Below are 15,984 nucleotides of genomic sequence, written 5' to 3'. Positions count from 1 at the left end.
CTTCTCCGCAATCAACGCTGTTCGAGCCTATCGATGCGCTACGCACTTTATTTCGCTGCTCCTGCTAATGACCCGCTGATGCAACTTGGCAATCTATGGCTCGGCCGCGATCCATTCACGGGCCAGGCCTTAGACCAGCCATCGCTCAACGCAATGAGCAGTGAACGTTTTCAGGAACTCACGACAGAGCCTCGACGCTATGGTTTCCACGGCACACTAAAAGCGCCTTTCGCGCTTCAGGGCGGGACAACGGTCGATGAATTGGTAGCAGCCTGTGCTGCCTTTGCTGCCGAATCGGCTTCGTTTGCGCTACAAGGCCTGTCGGTCAATCGCCTCGGGCAGTTTCTGGCATTGACGCCAAATGCCGCCGAACAAGACTTGTCAGCCTTCGCAGCGACCTGCGTTCGTCGGTTCGAACCATTCCGCAAACCACTGTCCGAAAGTGATCTCGAGCGGCGCCGCAAAAGCGGTCTTACGCCGGACCAGGAACACAAGCTCGTTGAATGGGGCTATCCGTATATCTTCGAGGACTTCCGTTTTCACATGACCTTGAGCAACAAGCTTGAGAACGAAAAGGAAGCGGCAACACTCGAGGCCGCGGCCAGAGCACACTTTCAAGACCTGACGGATCGGCCGCGGCAGGTCGAAAGCCTAGGCCTCTACTGCGAGGCCGAACGCGGCGCGCCCTTCTTGGTTCACACCATCTTCCCGCTGACCGGCACACAAACGCCGGATCAATCTCTTTCCAAATGCCGAGGTTCAAAATGAGCGCCACTCCAGGCACCTTCAAGAACGCCCGTCTCGTCCTGCCAGACAGCGTCATGGACGGCGCACTCAAGATCGAAGACGGCAAGATCGCTGACATTTCAGCCTCGAGCACAGTCGTAGGTCACGATCTAGAGGGCGATTACCTGATCCCCGGCCTCGTCGAGCTTCATACAGATCATCTGGAAGTCCACTACGCACCGCGACCAAAAGTTCGCTGGAACCCCGTCTCCGCGGTTCAAGCCCATGATGCGCAGATCGCCTGCGCCGGCATCACAACGGTTTTCGACGCCCTTCGCGTCGGCATGGACGAAGATGCCGATTTACGTGCCGCCGATATGCGCCAACTTGCAGACGCCATCGATACGGGGCAGGCTGAAAACCGGCTGCGAGCTGATCACTTCATTCACTTGCGTTGCGAAGTCTCGGCTCCAGACGTTCTGGATGCCTACTCGGTATTCGAGGGCGACGACAAAATTCGCCTGATCTCTCTGATGGACCACACGCCAGGCCAACGGCAGTTCATGTCGCTTGATGCCTACAAGGTCTACTACCAAGGTAAAAAGGGCTTTTCCGACGAGCAGATGAACGCCTTTATCAAGGCACGTCAGGAGCGCGCAGGCGACATCGCTCCGGAGAACCGCAAAAAAATCGCAGCAGACGCTCATGGTCGCGGCATCGCCATCGCCAGCCATGACGATGCCTCACTTGACCATGTTGGCGAAGCCATTGATCTGGGCACCAGCATCGCTGAGTTTCCGACCACCGTGGAAGCAGCCCGTGCATCTCACGACGCCAATATGGCCGTGCTGATGGGCGCCCCGAACGTGGTGCGAGGCGGTTCTCACTCGGGAAATGTCTCGGCTCGCGAACTTGCCGAGGCGGGCTGCCTTGATGTGCTGTCTTCCGACTATGTTCCGGTGTCACTGATCCAGGCTGCTTTCCAGCTTGCGGACGACGTCGAGGCAATCAGCTTACCCAAAGCCGTTGCGATGGTCACATCTACCCCAGCCAACACGATAGGCCTGACAGATCGCGGCGCCCTCGAAGTCGGGCGACGTGCAGATCTCGTTCAAGTTCGCATGGTCGGCAATGTGCCGATCGTCCGTGGCGTCTGGCGCGAAGGCCGCCGCGTTGCCTGAGGCACCACAGAGCAACAACCCAGGCAAGGTCGGCCCTGGCCGCCTTGTCTTGGTCGTCGGCCCCAGCGGAGCCGGCAAAGACACGCTGCTGGACGGCCTCCGCGCTCGGCTCAAGGATCAGGCCGATGTGCAATTTGCCCGCCGCGCGATCACACGGAAGGCGGATGCCGGCAGCGAAGATCATGACAGTCTCAGCCAGAAGGAATTCGACCATCTGGTCAAGACCGGCAATGTGGCGCTTGCCTGGTCAGCGCATGACCTGGGTTATGTCATTCCGGTTCGCTACGATGATGAGATCCGGGCTGGCGGAACGGTAATCGCCAATGGCTCTCGCCGCGCCCTGCCGCATGCTTTCGCCAAATATCAAAACGTCGCGGTTCTTCTGATCACCGCTCCAATCGAAGTGCTTGCAGAACGGCTGGCGAGTAGGGGCCGTGAAAGCCGTGAAGCCATCGAGAAGCGGCTGAAACTTGCAGATCTGGACGTCAGCGAAAGCGAAAACCTGGTCCGGATCGAGAACACCGGAACGGTTGAAGACGGTGTTGATAAAATCATCCGGCAGCTCGATTTCTAGATCAGGTTCAACCAACTCTGCCATTCAGACTCTGAGCCAGAGGAAATAGATTTTCCTGGCAGGTGCTCTGCCAAGCAGCATCCTATTCCGGCAAAGCTTCCGTCTAGTTCTTCTTCCGTCCGAAGGATCCGAGCAGACCGGAAGGCAGACCGAACCCGTCTTCAACGGCTTTCAGAATTTCCTGATCGTCAACCTCACCCTCAATCACCTTCTGAACGTCGATCTGGGTCTTGCCGCCAGTTGCACGGCTGATCGCCTCATTAGCGGCATCGACCAACGCCTCATCCGGTTTCCCGCCTTTCAGGATTTTGGACAGCTCGCCACCCATGGACTGCAGCTGTTTGTAGGCCGCCTCGGGGTTCTCCAGGATTCCCTGGATATCCGGATAGATCTGAGGGTTTGACCAGGGGCCCTTCACGACGATGGGCACACCCAGCCCCGCCATCTGCTTTTCGGCACCCTTCTTGCGCGGGGTCGGAGCCTGCCCTTCCAGGGTCGGCACGATCTTCGGTTCAACGCGCCAATCGAGCGTCTTTGAAGGCAGGTTCGTGGCACCCTGACCGCTCATGCGCACAAGCGGGCCAACGAGGGAAATGTCGCTGGTCGTCGCGATACCATTGGTGACGTCGAAAGAAGCTGACAGCGAGCTGAAGTCGGTCTTCTCCGCCGAGGAAGACTGCCAACCAAGAAGCGTCTCAACCGAGAGACCCCGTACAAGCTTTGGAATATTGACGCCACGGATCGCACCGTCAGCAAAGCTGTAAGATGCAGTTCCGTTGAGGCCTTCCACCATCGCTTTTTCCGACCACCCTGCGGTTGTCACATCAAGCGCAATGTTTGCCTTGCCCTCAAGCCATTCGAAATCAGCCGCATCATGGAGCACCGGATAACCATCCAAGTCGCTGAGAGCAAATTGAGCGCTGACCTGAGCGGCATCTCCAGCCCCGTTCACACGCACGGCTCCGCTACCGCTTCCCCCATAGAGGCGCAAGGTCTTCAGGTTCGCGTCAAGCACACCATTCTTGATCGTCGCGTCCAGTGCACTCTCATCAATCTTGATCTTGTCCCAGCGGATTTCCTTGGTCGTGATCGCAAAGTCGACATCCGCCGCTTTCAGACCCGAGAAGTCGATTGGGGCATCGCTCCAGGCTGATCCCGGCTGACTGTTTGCTGTGCCACCGCCTGATCCAGAAGATGCTGCGCTCCCGGACCCGTCAGATCTCCCCGGAGCAGATTCCAGATAAGGGTCAAGCACCAGCGCATTCAGCGAGAGCTTTGCGACCACATCCGGCCGATCTGCCAATGTGATCCGGCCGCTGGCCGACCCGGATGTTTCATCCAGAGTAAATCGCGTCTCGTCAAAGCGTATGGTATCGCCCGCAACGGCGAAGACCCCAGACGCCTTGAACCCCTGGAGACCATTGCCTGCCTCGACCGGCTGCCCCATCCAGGCCATCAGATCTCGCAGGCTTGCCGTCTCGACGGAAACCGCGCCTTCAAGACCTCCGACACCCGAGGCGCTGCCTTCATACCCTGCACTGAGCTTGGTGCCCTTCACCTTGACAGACACTGGCGCAGATCGCCCATCGAGCAAAGGTGCCGGCGTGGCACTTCCTGTGACCGTGAAGGCCTCTCCACGCCAGGAAAGCCCGCCGCGCAGGTTGGCCTTCTCATCCAGACCATTCAGATCCAGCTCAAGCGCGATGTCCTTGATTTCATCGGCCGATACATCGCCTCCGACCGCATCAGCAAGACCCAGACCGGACACCTCGCCGCCCACCACGCGGGCAGAGCCCCTGACATCGAGTGCCGCAAGGAGCGCCTCAGCTGTATCACCTGAGGCTTCAAAGGTAACATCACCAGCAAGCTGCCCCTTCGCCGGTAAAGACTGTCCGGCAAGTGTAAGCAGATCTTCCAGGTTGCTCTCACGCAGGATAATCCGGCCAGCAACCTGCGGAACATCGCCGCCGAGGTTCGCCTCAACATTACCGTCAAGCCCGAGACTGCCGACGCTTGCCGTCAGATCGGAAAGAGACAGGGCGGTTTCATCGCCCGTGATTTTGGCAAAAATCGAAAATGATCCGGGATCATTGGCAAGCGTTGTTCCCAAAATCGCAGCAAAACGCTGCAAGGACGGCCCTTGACCCGTTACAGCGACATCCGCCCAAATCGGATCCAGTCCAGCCTGACCGGCGACGCCCAGGCTGCTTTCATCGACCGTCAACATCAGGTCCATCGGAATGCGCGCACCGGCAGCAAATCCCAGAGGATTTTCCAATGTACCCTTCAGCCCCATCGGCTTTTCCTGCCAGACGAAAGTGGTGTCGAGCGAAACCTCACCCTCGAGATCCGGCGCCATCAGCGTCAAATTCAGATTAGAAACTTCGTGTCGTTGTTCGGCGTTCCGGTCGTGATACAGCACCGTACCGTTCTCGATATCGAGACGATCTATCCCGATCCGCTTGAGGAAATTCGCATCAGAAGATCCCGCGACCTCTGTTTCCTCAACAACCTCTTCCTCGTCCGGGGCCTTTGGAGCACTTAGTTCGCCTGAAAGAATCTCGGCAGCCTCTTCCGCCGGCGTCAAATCGCGGCGGGGCGCCCAACTTGTCAGGCCGGAGGTCCCGATTTCAAGAAAGATATCCGGGTCGATCAGCGCAATGCCCGTGACTTGAACTTCACCACCGAAGAGCCCACCCCAACCCAGGCCGAACTCGATTTTCTCTGCTTTGGCGAACTCTATGCCATCCGCTCCAGCCTCGCCGGACAGACCGACCTTCTCGGCAATAAGTGAAAACCCGGGCAAAAGGGAAAGGCTTACGGGGCCATCAAGCCTCAAACGCCAGCCAACGGCCTTCTCGACTTCCGCAATGACCTGCTGCTTGATGGTGTCCTTGGGCAGCAGAAATGGCACCACCAGCACAATTGTTGCCAGTAGGAAGAACAGGCCTCCAAGCCCGATCAATAGCCGTCGCATACAATGCTCCCCGTCACGAATCGCTTTCCCAGTCTAGGAGAAAGCGTGGCAGGAGCATGACTGTCAAATTGTCTTTGCGGAATCAGACCGTCAGATGCTTGCGCACTTCGGTTTCATCCAATTCGGCACGTGTCCCAGCCATGACCACTTCACCGCGATCCATGACTGCGAAATCATCTGCCAGATCACGGGCAAATTCGAAATACTGCTCGACCAGAACGATCGCCATGTCGCCCTGATCACGCAGCCACTCGATCGCACGGCCGATATCCTTGATGATTGACGGCTGAATGCCCTCGGTTGGTTCATCAAGAACCAGGAGCTTTGGGCGGGTCACGAGGGCACGGGCGATTGCCAGCTGCTGCTGCTGCCCACCGGAGAGATCACCTCCCCGACGCGAGAGCATGGACTTGAGAACAGGAAAGAGCTCGAAAATTGTCTCGGGAACCGTCCGATCCTTGCGCGGGACGCAGGCATATCCTGTTTCGAGGTTCTCCTTGACCGACAAAAGGGAGAAGATTTCACGTCCCTGTGGGACCACCGCAATGCCCCGCTTGGCCCTTGCATGGGCCGCGAGTTTGGACACATCCTCACCATTCCAGAAGATTTTGCCCGCACTGACCGGATGTTGCCCGACCACAGCGCGCAATGTCGATGTCTTGCCGACGCCATTTCGACCCATGACACAGGTCACCTTGCCCACTTCCGCGGTTAGGGAGACATTCTTCAACGCCTGCGCCGCGCCATAGTGAAGATCGATGTTTTCCACGCTCAACATGATGTTTCCTAGCGCCCCAAATAGACTTCAACGACCCGCTCGTCCGCCGAGACATGATCCAGCGACCCTTCGGCCAGAACAGAGCCTTCCGCAAGGCAGGTGACTTTGACGCCGAGCGCCCGGATGAAGGTCATGTCGTGCTCGACGACCACGACGGAATGCGATTTGGCAATATCCTTCAGCAGCTCCGCCGTTTCCGCCGTCTCCGCATCGGTCATGCCCGCCGCCGGCTCATCGACAAGCAGAAGCTTGGGATCCTGAGCAAGCAGCATGCCGATTTCCAGCCACTGCTTCTGGCCATGAGACAGGTTCGCCGCCAGCTCATCGCGCTTGTCGCCAAGACGGATCAACTCAAGCAATTCCTCAATCCTGGCCTTTTCAGCGCCCGCGGTCACATGAAACAGCGTTGCAAAGGGACCTCGCGGCGCTTTCAACGCCAACTCCAGATTGTCCCAAATCGTATGGCTCTCGAAGACGGTTGGTTTTTGAAATTTACGGCCGATCCCCAATTCAGCGATCGATGCTTCATCTTCATCCGTCAGATCGACGGTGCCATTGAAGAAGACTTCGCCGCTGTCCGGCCGGGTCTTGCCCGTGATGACATCCATCATGGTTGTCTTGCCAGCGCCATTGGGTCCGATGATGGCGCGCATTTCACCCGGGGCAATCACCAGGGACAATTCATTGAGCGCCTTGAACCCGTCAAAGGAGACAGAGACACCGTCGAGGTACAGAAGGCTGGAACTTTTCGCCATTGTCTTACTCCGCAGGCTGAGGCTCGGCACCGGAAGACGGCGCGGCGCGGGTCACATTGGCGGGAGCCGCAGGACTGTTGGGCGGAAGGTTCGGTGGCTCGTCGGATCCATCGGCATAGGCAGCGGACAGCTTGCGCTGCCGGATGGCGGTCCAGCCCTGACTGATCGTCCCGACGATTCCCTTCGGCAGGAACAGCGTCACGACTACGAAAAGCGCGCCAAGGGCAAAGAGCCAGACATCGGGAAGGGCTGCGGTGAACCAGGTTTTGGCAAAATTCACCAAAACAGCCCCAATCACGGCTCCGACCAACGTTCCGCGTCCGCCGACGGCAACCCAGATCACGGCCTCGATCGAGTTCGCCGGTGCAAACTCACCCGGATTGATGATCCCGACTTGCGGCACATAAAGCGCGCCGGCAATGCCCGCCATCATGGCGGAAATCACCCAGACGAACAGCTTGTAGTTTTCAACCCGGTACCCCAGGAAACGGGTGCGACTCTCGGCGTCCCGCACGGCGACCAGAACCTTGCCCAGCTTCGAGCGGGTGATCGCACGGCAAATCAGGAAGCAGATCATCAGCGCCAGGCCTGAAGCCGCGAACAGACCGGCCCGGGTGGTTTTGGCCTGAACATCAAACCCGAGAATATCCTTGAAGTCCGTCAGGCCGTTGTTGCCGCCAAAGCCCATATCATTGCGGAAGAACGCAAGCAGGAGCGCATAGGTCAGTGCCTGGGTGATGATCGAAAGATAGACGCCTGTGACCCGGGAGCGGAAGGCGAACCAGCCGAAAATGAAGGCCAATGCACCCGGCACAAACAGCACCATCAGAAAGGCAAACCAGGCCATGTCGAAGCCGTACCAGTACCAGGGCAACTCGCCCCAGTTCAGAAACACCATGAAGTCCGGTAGGACCGGGTCACCATAGACGCCGCGCGTCCCGATTTGGCGCATGAGATACATGCCCATGGCATAGCCGCCCAGCGCAAAGAACGCGCCATGGCCAAGAGAGAGAATGCCGCAAAAGCCCCAGACCAGATCGACGGACAGAGCCAGCAAGGCATAGGTCAGATACTTGCCCATCAGCGTCACAGCATAGGTCGGCACGTGAAACGGACTGTCCGGCGGTGTCAAAAGGTTCAGGGCAGGCACGGCAACAATCACCGCCAAAAGGATTGCGACGAAAACACCAGCCTTGGCGTCGAGGGCGCGGAAGAGAAAGGAGGTCATCATGCTTCGACTGCCCGGCCCTTGAGGGCGAAGAGGCCCCGTGGACGTTTCTGGATAAAGAGAATGATAAAGACGAGCACAAGGATCTTGCCGAGAACGGCGCCTGCATAAGGCTCAAGGAACTTGTTGACCACGCCGAGGGTCATGGCGCCGACCAGTGTGCCCCAGAGATTGCCCACACCACCGAAAACAACGACCATGAAGCTGTCGATGATGTAACCCTGTCCAAGGTTTGGCGACACATTGTCGATCTGCGAGAGCGCCACACCGGCAATACCGGCAATCCCTGAACCAAGACCGAAGGTCATTGCATCGATCCAGGGCGTACGAATGCCCATGGAAGCCGCCATGCGGCGGTTCTGGGTAACAGCTCGTGTAAAGAGGCCAAATGACGTCTTCTTCAGCACGAGCATCAATCCGGCAAACACCAGAATGGCGAAGACGACGATCCACATACGGTTGTAGGTGATGGTCAGCTGGCCAAGCTCAAAGGCTCCGGACATCCAGTCGGGATTGCCGACCTCCCGGTTGGTTGGCCCGAAAATGGACCGCACCGCCTGTTGCAGGATCAGCGAGATGCCCCAGGTCGCCAGGAGTGTCTCCAGCGGCCGGCCGTAAAGCCAGCGAATGACGCCGCGCTCAATCCCGACACCAATCGCGCCGGAGACCAGAAACGCCAGCGGCAAAGCGATGAAAAGCGAGTACTCAAACAGCCCTGGCGCCGACGACCGGATCAGCTCCTGAACCACGAAGGTCGTGTAAGCACCGATCATGACCATTTCGCCATGAGCCATGTTGATGACCCCCATGACGCCGAAGGTGATCGCAAGGCCAATCGCAGCGAGCAGCAGCACCGAGCCCAGCGAGATGCCGTACCAGATGTTCTGGGCATTGTCCCAAAGCGCGAGTGACTTGTTGATACTCTTGACCGCACGTGTAGCGGCCTGCTGAACCTCGCCTTCAGAATTGTCGCGAAGGCCGATCAGAAGGGAGAGCGCCTCACGGTTGCCCATGCTCGCGAGGGTTTCAATTGCTTCAAGCTTATCACCGTCACTGCCGTCGGAATTGAGAACGGCTGCGGCCCTGGCCTGCTCCATGACCAAACGCACGTCATCATCAGTCTCCTTTGCAATCGCTGCTTCAAGACTTTCGATGGCCTCCGGATCTTTCGCCTTGAAAACGGCCTCAGCCGCTGCCATGCGCACCTTCGGATCAGGAGCCAGCAAGGTCAGGGAACCAAGCGCGGATCGAATAACCCGCCGCAGGTTGTTGTTGACCTTGATTTTGGTCACTGCGCGCCTGCCGGTCTCTCCGGCATCTTCAAGCGTCAAGGGATCGCTCAGCGCATATCCCTTACCGGCCTTTTGCGCGATAAAGACCTGTTTGTCGGATTTCCGAAAAAAGAGCTCGCCGGCACTCAGCGCTTCAAGGACTGGTGCGACAGCAGGATCTCCGGTCGCTGCCAGGTCACCGATCTGCTTTTGCGTCTCTTTGTACTTACCCTCGGCAAGCGCATTCACCAGAGGCCGCAAGCTTTCCAGATCACTCTGCGCTGCGCCTGTGCCGACGAGGCCGACCATCAAGCAAAGGAACAGCAGAAAAGGTTTCAAAAAGGACATGGGCCCACCGGGTCTTTCAAGGTCTCGCGCCTCGTCATTGCAAGGCAACTGCACTCTGGAAGAACCACCACCCCAAACCCCTCCTGGCAAGAGGACTTGGGGGTGATGGCGAAAGGAGGCGGACCACAAGGCCCGCCCCCTCTTTTCAGGATTTTAGGAGTCGGAACCGCCGCACTTGCCGGTCTTCACGTTGAAGTTGCCGCAAGACATCGGAGCGCGCCAATCGGAGATCAAGTCCTTGGAACCTTCCAGGTAGTCTGACCATGCGTCGCCACCGACCAGACCAGAGGTTTCCCAAACAGTTTCAAACTGTCCGTCTTCCTGGATTTCACCGATCAGAACCGGCTTGGTGATGTGGTGGTTCGGCATCATCGCGGAGTAGCCGCCGGTCAGGTTCGGAACGGAAACACCGACGATGGCATCGATCACGGCGTCTGCATCTGTGGTGCCGGCCTTTTCGACCGCTTCAACCCACATGTTGAAGCCGATGTAGCTTGCTTCCATCGGATCGTTGGTTACACGATTTTCGTCACCGGTGAAGGCCTGCCAGGTTTCGATGAACTCGGCATTCGCATCGGTGTCCGCGGACTGGAAGTAGTTCCAGGCAGCCAGGTGACCGACGAGAGGACCGGTGTCGAGACCGGCGAGTTCTTCCTCACCGACGGAGAAGGCAACGACAGGAATGTCTTCGGCCTTGATGCCGGCGTTGCCCAATTCCTTGTAGAAAGGAACATTCGCGTCACCGTTGATGGTGGAGACAACAGCAGTCTTCTTGCCAGCCGAGCCGAAAGTCTTGATGTCGGACACGATCGTCTGCCAGTCGGAATGACCGAACGGCGTATAATTGATCATGATGTCTTCTTCAGCCACGCCCTTGGACTTCAGGTAGGCTTCGAGGATCTTGTTGGTTGTGCGCGGATAAACATAGTCGGTGCCGGCGAGAACCCAGCGCTCGACCGAGCCGCCTTCTTCGCTCATCAGGTAGTCAACGGCAGGAATTGCCTGAGTGTTCGGAGCAGCACCAGTGTAAAACACGTTGCGCTGCGACTCTTCACCTTCGTACTGAACCGGGTAGAACAGCAGGGAGTTGAGTTCTTCAAACACTGGCAGAACAGACTTGCGCGACACGGAAGTCCAGCAACCGAAGACAGCATCAACACCGTTGACTTCGATCAGCTCGCGAGCCTTTTCAGCAAACAATGGCCAATCGGAAGCCGGGTCAACAACGACAGCTTCAAGCTTCTTGCCCAGGACACCGCCTTTTTTGTTCTGCTCTTCGATGAGCATCAGCATGGCGTCTTTGAGCGTCGTTTCGGAAATCGCCATTGTGCCGGAGAGCGAGTGCAGGATACCGACCTTGATGGTCTCTTCCTGTGCATAGGACAAACCGGCGAATGTGCTGGTCATCAAACCCGCTAGGGCGAGACCTGTAAGTGTCTTTTTCATAATGTTGAGTCCCCTCTTGGTGAAGCCTTTTGGCATTCTGCGGCAGGTGGAAGGACTGCCGTCTGGCCAGGATCGTGCGGGGGAACGCTGCACTGCGACATACGTCAATTGACGTAGGCAGCTGCGCCTTTTGCGCAAAATACGCAGGCAGGACAAAGCGACAAAATAATCCTTGGCCAATAAAGCGGCACAAACTCTGCTAGCACAGGGGTGAGCACGGGGAGAAAAAGTAGAATGTCGCTGATTTCAGGCGAATATCGCACAACGAGAAGGCATATGCCTAATTTTAGGGCAAGTCCATGAACGCGCGCCAACGTATTCTGCCGGTTCGGCGCCAATACAATCAATGGGTCAACAATCAGACCCTGGAAGATTACGCACTGCGCTTCACTGCGAAGAGCGCACGGCGCTTTTCCTCGCGCAGAATTTCCCAGACCGCTATCGGCGCGATTTCCTTTCTGGCTCTGGAGGCCATCGGTGGTGCGATCACATTGTCCTATGGGACAGCAAACGCCTTCGTTGCAATTCTGCTGGGAAGCCTGGTTTTGCTCTTCGTCGGCATCCCGATTGCCAAATATGCGATCCGCCATGGCGTCGACATCGACCTTCTGACCCGAGGTGCCGGTTTCGGCTACATCGGATCAACGCTGACGTCGCTGATCTATGCGAGCTTCACGTTCATACTCTTCGCGATCGAAGCATCGATCATGTCAAGCGCGCTGGAATACGCCTTCGGCGTGCCGCTCTGGATCGGCTACATCCTGAGTGCAGTCGCCGTCATTCCGCTGGTCACACACGGCATCACGCTCATTTCCAAGTTCCAGCTGATCACCCAACCCTTCTGGATCGTTCTCAACATTCTTCCCTTTTTCTTCATTGCCTATGCGGACTGGAGTGTTTTCGGGCAGTGGCTGGGATTTCCCGGCATCGATCCGCAGACCAACACGCCGATACAATCAGGCGGCGGGCTGTCTGATATCAACCTCATCAGCGTCGGCGCCGCCTCTGCGGTCATTCTCGCACTCATGGCCCAGATCGGCGAACAGGTCGATTTCCTGCGCTTTGTTCCAGCCGGTGAAGTTGCCCGCAAAAGGCATCGGTTCGCTCTGTTTCTGGCTGGTCCCGGCTGGGTCATTCTGGGTGCGCCCAAAATGCTTGCGGGCTCTTTCCTCGCCGTGCTCGTGCTCTCGGCCGGGGTATCGCCAGAACATGCCGATGAACCATCTCGCATGTTTGCGGTCGCTTTTGGCTACATGCTGCCGTCCGAGCACATGGCCTTGCTGCTCATGGCGGCCTTTGTCGTCGTCTCGCAGCTCAAGATCAATGTGATGAACGCCTATGCGGGCTCACTCGCATGGTCAAATTTTTTCTCCCGTCTGACCCACAGCCATCCCGGCAGGGTGGTCTGGCTTGTCTTTAACGTCGGCATCGCCCTCTTGCTGATGGAATTGGGCATCTACAAGTTGCTGGAAGAAACCCTTGGCGTTTTCTCCATCATCGCGATGGCCTGGCTGAGCGCGATCTCCGCTGATCTCTTTGTCAACAAACCACTTGGATTGTCACCACCAGGCATCGAGTTCAAACGGGCACATCTTTACGATATCAACCCGGTCGGCACGGGTGCGATGGCACTCGCGGCGACCCTGGGCATTCTCGCCTACTACGGCCATTTTGGCGAGGAAGCTGCCGCCCTTTCGACCTTCCTCGCAATGGTCATAGCCTTTATCGCCGCTCCCGCCATCGCGGTGGCCACCAAGGGCAAGTTTTATCTCGCCAGAAAGCCTCGTGCCCATTGGCAGAATGAAAGCACGATCACCTGTTCGATCTGCGAAAACCCCTTCGAACCCGAAGACATGGCCTATTGTCCGGCTTATCAGGCGCCGATTTGCTCACTGTGCTGCTCGCTGGACGCCCGCTGTCATGACCTTTGCAAGCCCAAGGCCCGGATCAATCATCAGCTCGGTGTCGTTGCCGAGCATTTCCTGCCCGAAAAAACCCTGGCTCATCTGAGGACACGTCTCGGTCGGTATGGTCTGACGGCCAGCTTTTCCATTGCTGCCATCGGCTTCGTCCTCTGGGTGATCTACAATCAGGCGGCCGAACGCTTTCCAGACGCCTCCGTCATCATCGGTCAGACCGTAACGTTGATCTTCTTCGTCTTTGCCGTGGCTGCGGGGATTGCCTCCTGGTTTCTGGTTCTTGCCCACGACACCAGGCACGTGGCAGAGGAAGAATCCCAACGCCAGAACGCATTGCTGCAAAAGGAAATCAACGCCCACGGCAAGACCGACGCCGCCCTGCAGAAAGCCAAGGAAAACGCAGAAGCGGCCAATATGGCCAAAAGCCGCTATGTCGTCGGCCTTTCCCATGAGCTCAGAACGCCACTGAATGCGGTCCTTGGCTATGCTCAGGTCCTTGAACGCGACGACACCATTCCCGAAGCGCGCAAGTCCAACATCAACACCATCCGTCGCAGCGCCGAGCACCTGTCGGGATTGATTGACGGGCTGCTCGACATCTCGCGCATCGAGGCGGGGCGGCTGCAGGTCTATTCGAACGAAATCAACATTCACGATTTCCTCGACCAGATCGTCGACATGTTCAAGATGCAGGCCAGTGCGAAGGGGCTTGGTTTCAGTCATGAGCGTGCCGACAATCTCCCTGTTTATGTGCGCACGGATGAAAAGCGTCTTCGGCAGATCCTGGTCAACTTGCTCTCCAACGCCATCAAATTCACCGATGAGGGCTCTGTCAGCCTCAAGGTCGGCTACCGCTCCCAGGTCGCCAGCTTCACTGTGACGGACACCGGCCCCGGCATAGATCTCTCCGAGCAGGGCAAGATCTTCGAACCCTTCGGGCGCAGCCAGGAGGTGGAAGCAAGAAGAACCCCGGGCCTTGGCCTTGGTCTGACAATCACCAAACTCTTGGCAGAGACCCTTGGCGGTGCTGTCGCCCTTTCCAGCGATCCCGGCAAGGGTTCTTCCTTTGAGGTCCGGCTGATGTTGGCTGCCGTTGCCAATCCGCCGAAGTCCATTCCCGCAGAAAGGCAAATCCGCGGGTACGAAGGTCGTCGCCGTTCAATTGCCGTCATTGACGACAATCCGGACCACCGCACGCTGCTGGCCGAAATCCTGGTCCCACTGGGCTTTGACATCCTGGAAGCGGAAGACGGCGCCACTTGTTTGGAGATGATGAAAGACCATTGCCCGGACCTTTTCCTGATCGACATCCTGATGCCGGGCATGAACGGCTGGGAGCTCGTTGCAAGTCTGCGCGAAAGAGGTGTCAGCACACCGATCATCATGCTGTCGGCCAACATCGGAGACGGATCTCTCAGAGCGGACGGCAAGGATCTTCACAACGACACCCTGGCCAAGCCGTTTGATCTGCGCCAGTTGCTCGACAAGATGCAGCGGCACCTCGCCCTGCAATGGCTGGAGAGCGAAGCGCCACAGGCACCGTCAGCACCGGAACCTGCAGGCGACCCAGGCAGGGGCCCGGGCGCAAGACATGTCCGTGAGCTGATAAGTCTGGGTGAAATCGGCTACATCCATGGTATTGAAGCCAAACTGACCGAATTGGCGGAAGATCCGGACAACGGCGCTATAGTCGCCGTCCTGCGCGGACACTTGAAGGTCTTCGATTTCGACGGCTACACCAAGGTTCTGGAGAAGTTGGACAAGAATGACTGAAGCGCAGCGCGATATTGTTCTGGCCGTCGACGACTCTCCGGAGACACTCGGCTTTCTGACCACCGCCCTTGAAACCGCCGGTATCACGGTGCTCGTCGCCACCAGCGGAGCCGCCGCCCTTTCTGTCGCCGACAGAGTGACCCCCGACATCATTTTGATGGACGCCATCATGCCCGGTCTCTCGGGCTTTGAAACCTGCCAGCAGATCAAGTCCAAACCACATTTGCAGCATGTACCGGTTATTTTCATGACCGGATTGAGCGAAACCGAGCATGTGGTCAATGCTCTTGATTCTGGCGGTGTCGACTTTCTCACCAAGCCGATCAACATCGATGAGTTGCAGGCAAGGATCCGGGTTCATCTGGCCAATGCCCGGTCTGTCCAAAGCGCCCGTATTGCGCTTGATGCGGCAGGGCGGCACCTCATCGCCATTGCACGCGATGGCACAATCCGCTGGTCGACGCCGCAAACGCACCAGGTCCTCAGCACGACCGGCAACGGTGACAAGCTTCTGCAGGACATTGGCGCCGAGCTTGGCAGCTGGCTCGCCGCCGACGCCGGAAAACCATCGGGACAGTCAGATCCCTTTGAGCTTTCGCCCGGCAACGACTTGACCCTTCAAATGCAATATCTCGGTGCAATCGGCCCTGACGAGTTCCTGTTTCGGATGACGACCAGCGATCACCCCAACCAGGACGAGGTCTTGCGCCAGCACTTCGGCCTCACCGCCCGTGAGGCGGATGTTCTCTTGTGGATCGCAAAGGGCAAGGCGAACCGGGACATCGGCGAGATTCTGGGCCTAAGTCCGCGCACCGTGAACAAGCATCTGGAACAGATCTATCAAAAGCTTGGTGTCGAAAACCGTGCTTCCGCCGCCGTGCGTGCAGCACATGTGCTGCATGAGCTCTAAATCGGCCAATTCATGCCGATTTTCGGTTGCATGAAGACAAGAGTCCCCCTATAAGCCCCCGATCCAGAGTCGTCCGGCTCTTCGGGAGCAGTATATTC

General features: G+C 57.8%; 11 protein-coding genes. 5 read left to right on the top strand and 6 right to left on the bottom strand.

The annotated features are described in order from the left end of the window. The first annotated feature begins 33 nt into the window (after window positions 1-33). From ABJZ52_RS14345 to phnN, 3 genes are read left to right on the top strand one after another with little or no spacing between them, the layout of a single operon-like run. On the top strand, window positions 34-768 hold the full coding sequence (locus tag ABJZ52_RS14345; protein WP_348187482.1) for a DUF1045 domain-containing protein: 735 nt from the start codon (window positions 34-36) through the stop codon (window positions 766-768). Further along, window positions 765-1,907 (top strand): alpha-D-ribose 1-methylphosphonate 5-triphosphate diphosphatase, encoded by a 1,143-nt coding sequence (locus ABJZ52_RS14340; protein ID WP_348187058.1) that lies wholly within the window; start codon window positions 765-767, stop codon window positions 1,905-1,907. The genes ABJZ52_RS14345 and ABJZ52_RS14340 overlap by 4 nt, the downstream gene beginning before the upstream one ends. Continuing rightward, window positions 1,900-2,481, top strand: a complete 582-nt coding sequence (gene phnN, locus ABJZ52_RS14335; protein WP_348187056.1) for a phosphonate metabolism protein/1,5-bisphosphokinase (PRPP-forming) PhnN — start codon at window positions 1,900-1,902, stop codon at window positions 2,479-2,481. Before ABJZ52_RS14340 ends, phnN begins: the two co-directional genes overlap by 8 nt. 103 nt (window positions 2,482-2,584) lie before the next feature. On the opposite strand, the gene ABJZ52_RS14330 is transcribed toward phnN, so the two are convergent. The 6 genes from ABJZ52_RS14330 to urtA form a co-directional block, all read right to left on the bottom strand. Further along, window positions 2,585-5,458, bottom strand: a complete 2,874-nt coding sequence (locus ABJZ52_RS14330; RefSeq protein WP_348187485.1) for an AsmA family protein — start codon at window positions 5,456-5,458, stop codon at window positions 2,585-2,587. Between the two features lie 82 nt (window positions 5,459-5,540). Beyond that, entirely contained in the window at window positions 5,541-6,236 is a 696-nt protein-coding gene (gene urtE / locus ABJZ52_RS14325; RefSeq protein ID WP_348187487.1) for an urea ABC transporter ATP-binding subunit UrtE, read from the bottom strand. Between the two features lie 8 nt (window positions 6,237-6,244). Then, on the bottom strand, window positions 6,245-6,991 hold the full coding sequence (gene urtD / locus ABJZ52_RS14320; RefSeq protein WP_348187489.1) for an urea ABC transporter ATP-binding protein UrtD: 747 nt from the start codon (window positions 6,989-6,991) through the stop codon (window positions 6,245-6,247). A gap of 4 nt (window positions 6,992-6,995) precedes the next feature. Further along, complete coding sequence (urtC, locus tag ABJZ52_RS14315; RefSeq protein ID WP_348187491.1) at window positions 6,996-8,222, bottom strand: urea ABC transporter permease subunit UrtC; 1,227 nt, start codon at window positions 8,220-8,222, stop codon at window positions 6,996-6,998. Then, on the bottom strand, window positions 8,219-9,838 hold the full coding sequence (gene urtB / locus ABJZ52_RS14310) for an urea ABC transporter permease subunit UrtB (RefSeq protein ID WP_348187493.1): 1,620 nt from the start codon (window positions 9,836-9,838) through the stop codon (window positions 8,219-8,221). The genes urtC and urtB overlap by 4 nt, the downstream gene beginning before the upstream one ends. 153 nt (window positions 9,839-9,991) lie before the next feature. After that, on the bottom strand, window positions 9,992-11,284 hold the full coding sequence (gene urtA / locus ABJZ52_RS14305; RefSeq protein WP_348187495.1) for an urea ABC transporter substrate-binding protein: 1,293 nt from the start codon (window positions 11,282-11,284) through the stop codon (window positions 9,992-9,994). Between the two features lie 299 nt (window positions 11,285-11,583). Between urtA and ABJZ52_RS14300 the strand changes: the two genes are divergently transcribed. After that, window positions 11,584-14,976, top strand: a complete 3,393-nt coding sequence (locus ABJZ52_RS14300; protein ID WP_348187497.1) for an ATP-binding protein — start codon at window positions 11,584-11,586, stop codon at window positions 14,974-14,976. Next, a complete protein-coding gene (locus ABJZ52_RS14295) occupies window positions 14,969-15,886 on the top strand; it encodes a response regulator (RefSeq protein ID WP_348187499.1) in 918 nt (305 codons plus the stop codon). Before ABJZ52_RS14300 ends, ABJZ52_RS14295 begins: the two co-directional genes overlap by 8 nt. The last annotated feature ends 98 nt before the right edge of the window (window positions 15,887-15,984 follow it).

Source organism: Roseibium sp., assembly GCF_039982295.1.
Classification (GTDB): Bacteria; Pseudomonadota; Alphaproteobacteria; order Rhizobiales; family Stappiaceae; genus Roseibium.
Note: the sequence above shows the minus strand (reverse complement) of the source record. Positions and strands in the feature narration are given on the sequence as shown.

What these genes read in the sequence shown, in the direction of transcription:
- ABJZ52_RS14330 (WP_348187485.1), bottom strand. Translation starts at nt 5,458, where the DNA reads ATGCGACGGCTATTGATCGGGCTTGGAGGCCTGTTCTTCCTACTGGCA.
- urtD (WP_348187489.1), bottom strand. Translation starts at nt 6,991, where the DNA reads ATGGCGAAAAGTTCCAGCCTTCTGTACCTCGACGGTGTCTCTGTCTCC.
- urtB (WP_348187493.1), bottom strand. Translation starts at nt 9,838, where the DNA reads ATGTCCTTTTTGAAACCTTTTCTGCTGTTCCTTTGCTTGATGGTCGGC.
- urtE (WP_348187487.1), bottom strand. Translation starts at nt 6,236, where the DNA reads ATGTTGAGCGTGGAAAACATCGATCTTCACTATGGCGCGGCGCAGGCG.
- urtC (WP_348187491.1), bottom strand. Translation starts at nt 8,222, where the DNA reads ATGATGACCTCCTTTCTCTTCCGCGCCCTCGACGCCAAGGCTGGTGTT.
- ABJZ52_RS14340 (WP_348187058.1), top strand. Translation starts at nt 765, where the DNA reads ATGAGCGCCACTCCAGGCACCTTCAAGAACGCCCGTCTCGTCCTGCCA.
- ABJZ52_RS14295 (WP_348187499.1), top strand. Translation starts at nt 14,969, where the DNA reads ATGACTGAAGCGCAGCGCGATATTGTTCTGGCCGTCGACGACTCTCCG.
- ABJZ52_RS14345 (WP_348187482.1), top strand. Translation starts at nt 34, where the DNA reads ATGCGCTACGCACTTTATTTCGCTGCTCCTGCTAATGACCCGCTGATG.
- urtA (WP_348187495.1), bottom strand. Translation starts at nt 11,284, where the DNA reads ATGAAAAAGACACTTACAGGTCTCGCCCTAGCGGGTTTGATGACCAGC.
- ABJZ52_RS14300 (WP_348187497.1), top strand. Translation starts at nt 11,584, where the DNA reads ATGAACGCGCGCCAACGTATTCTGCCGGTTCGGCGCCAATACAATCAA.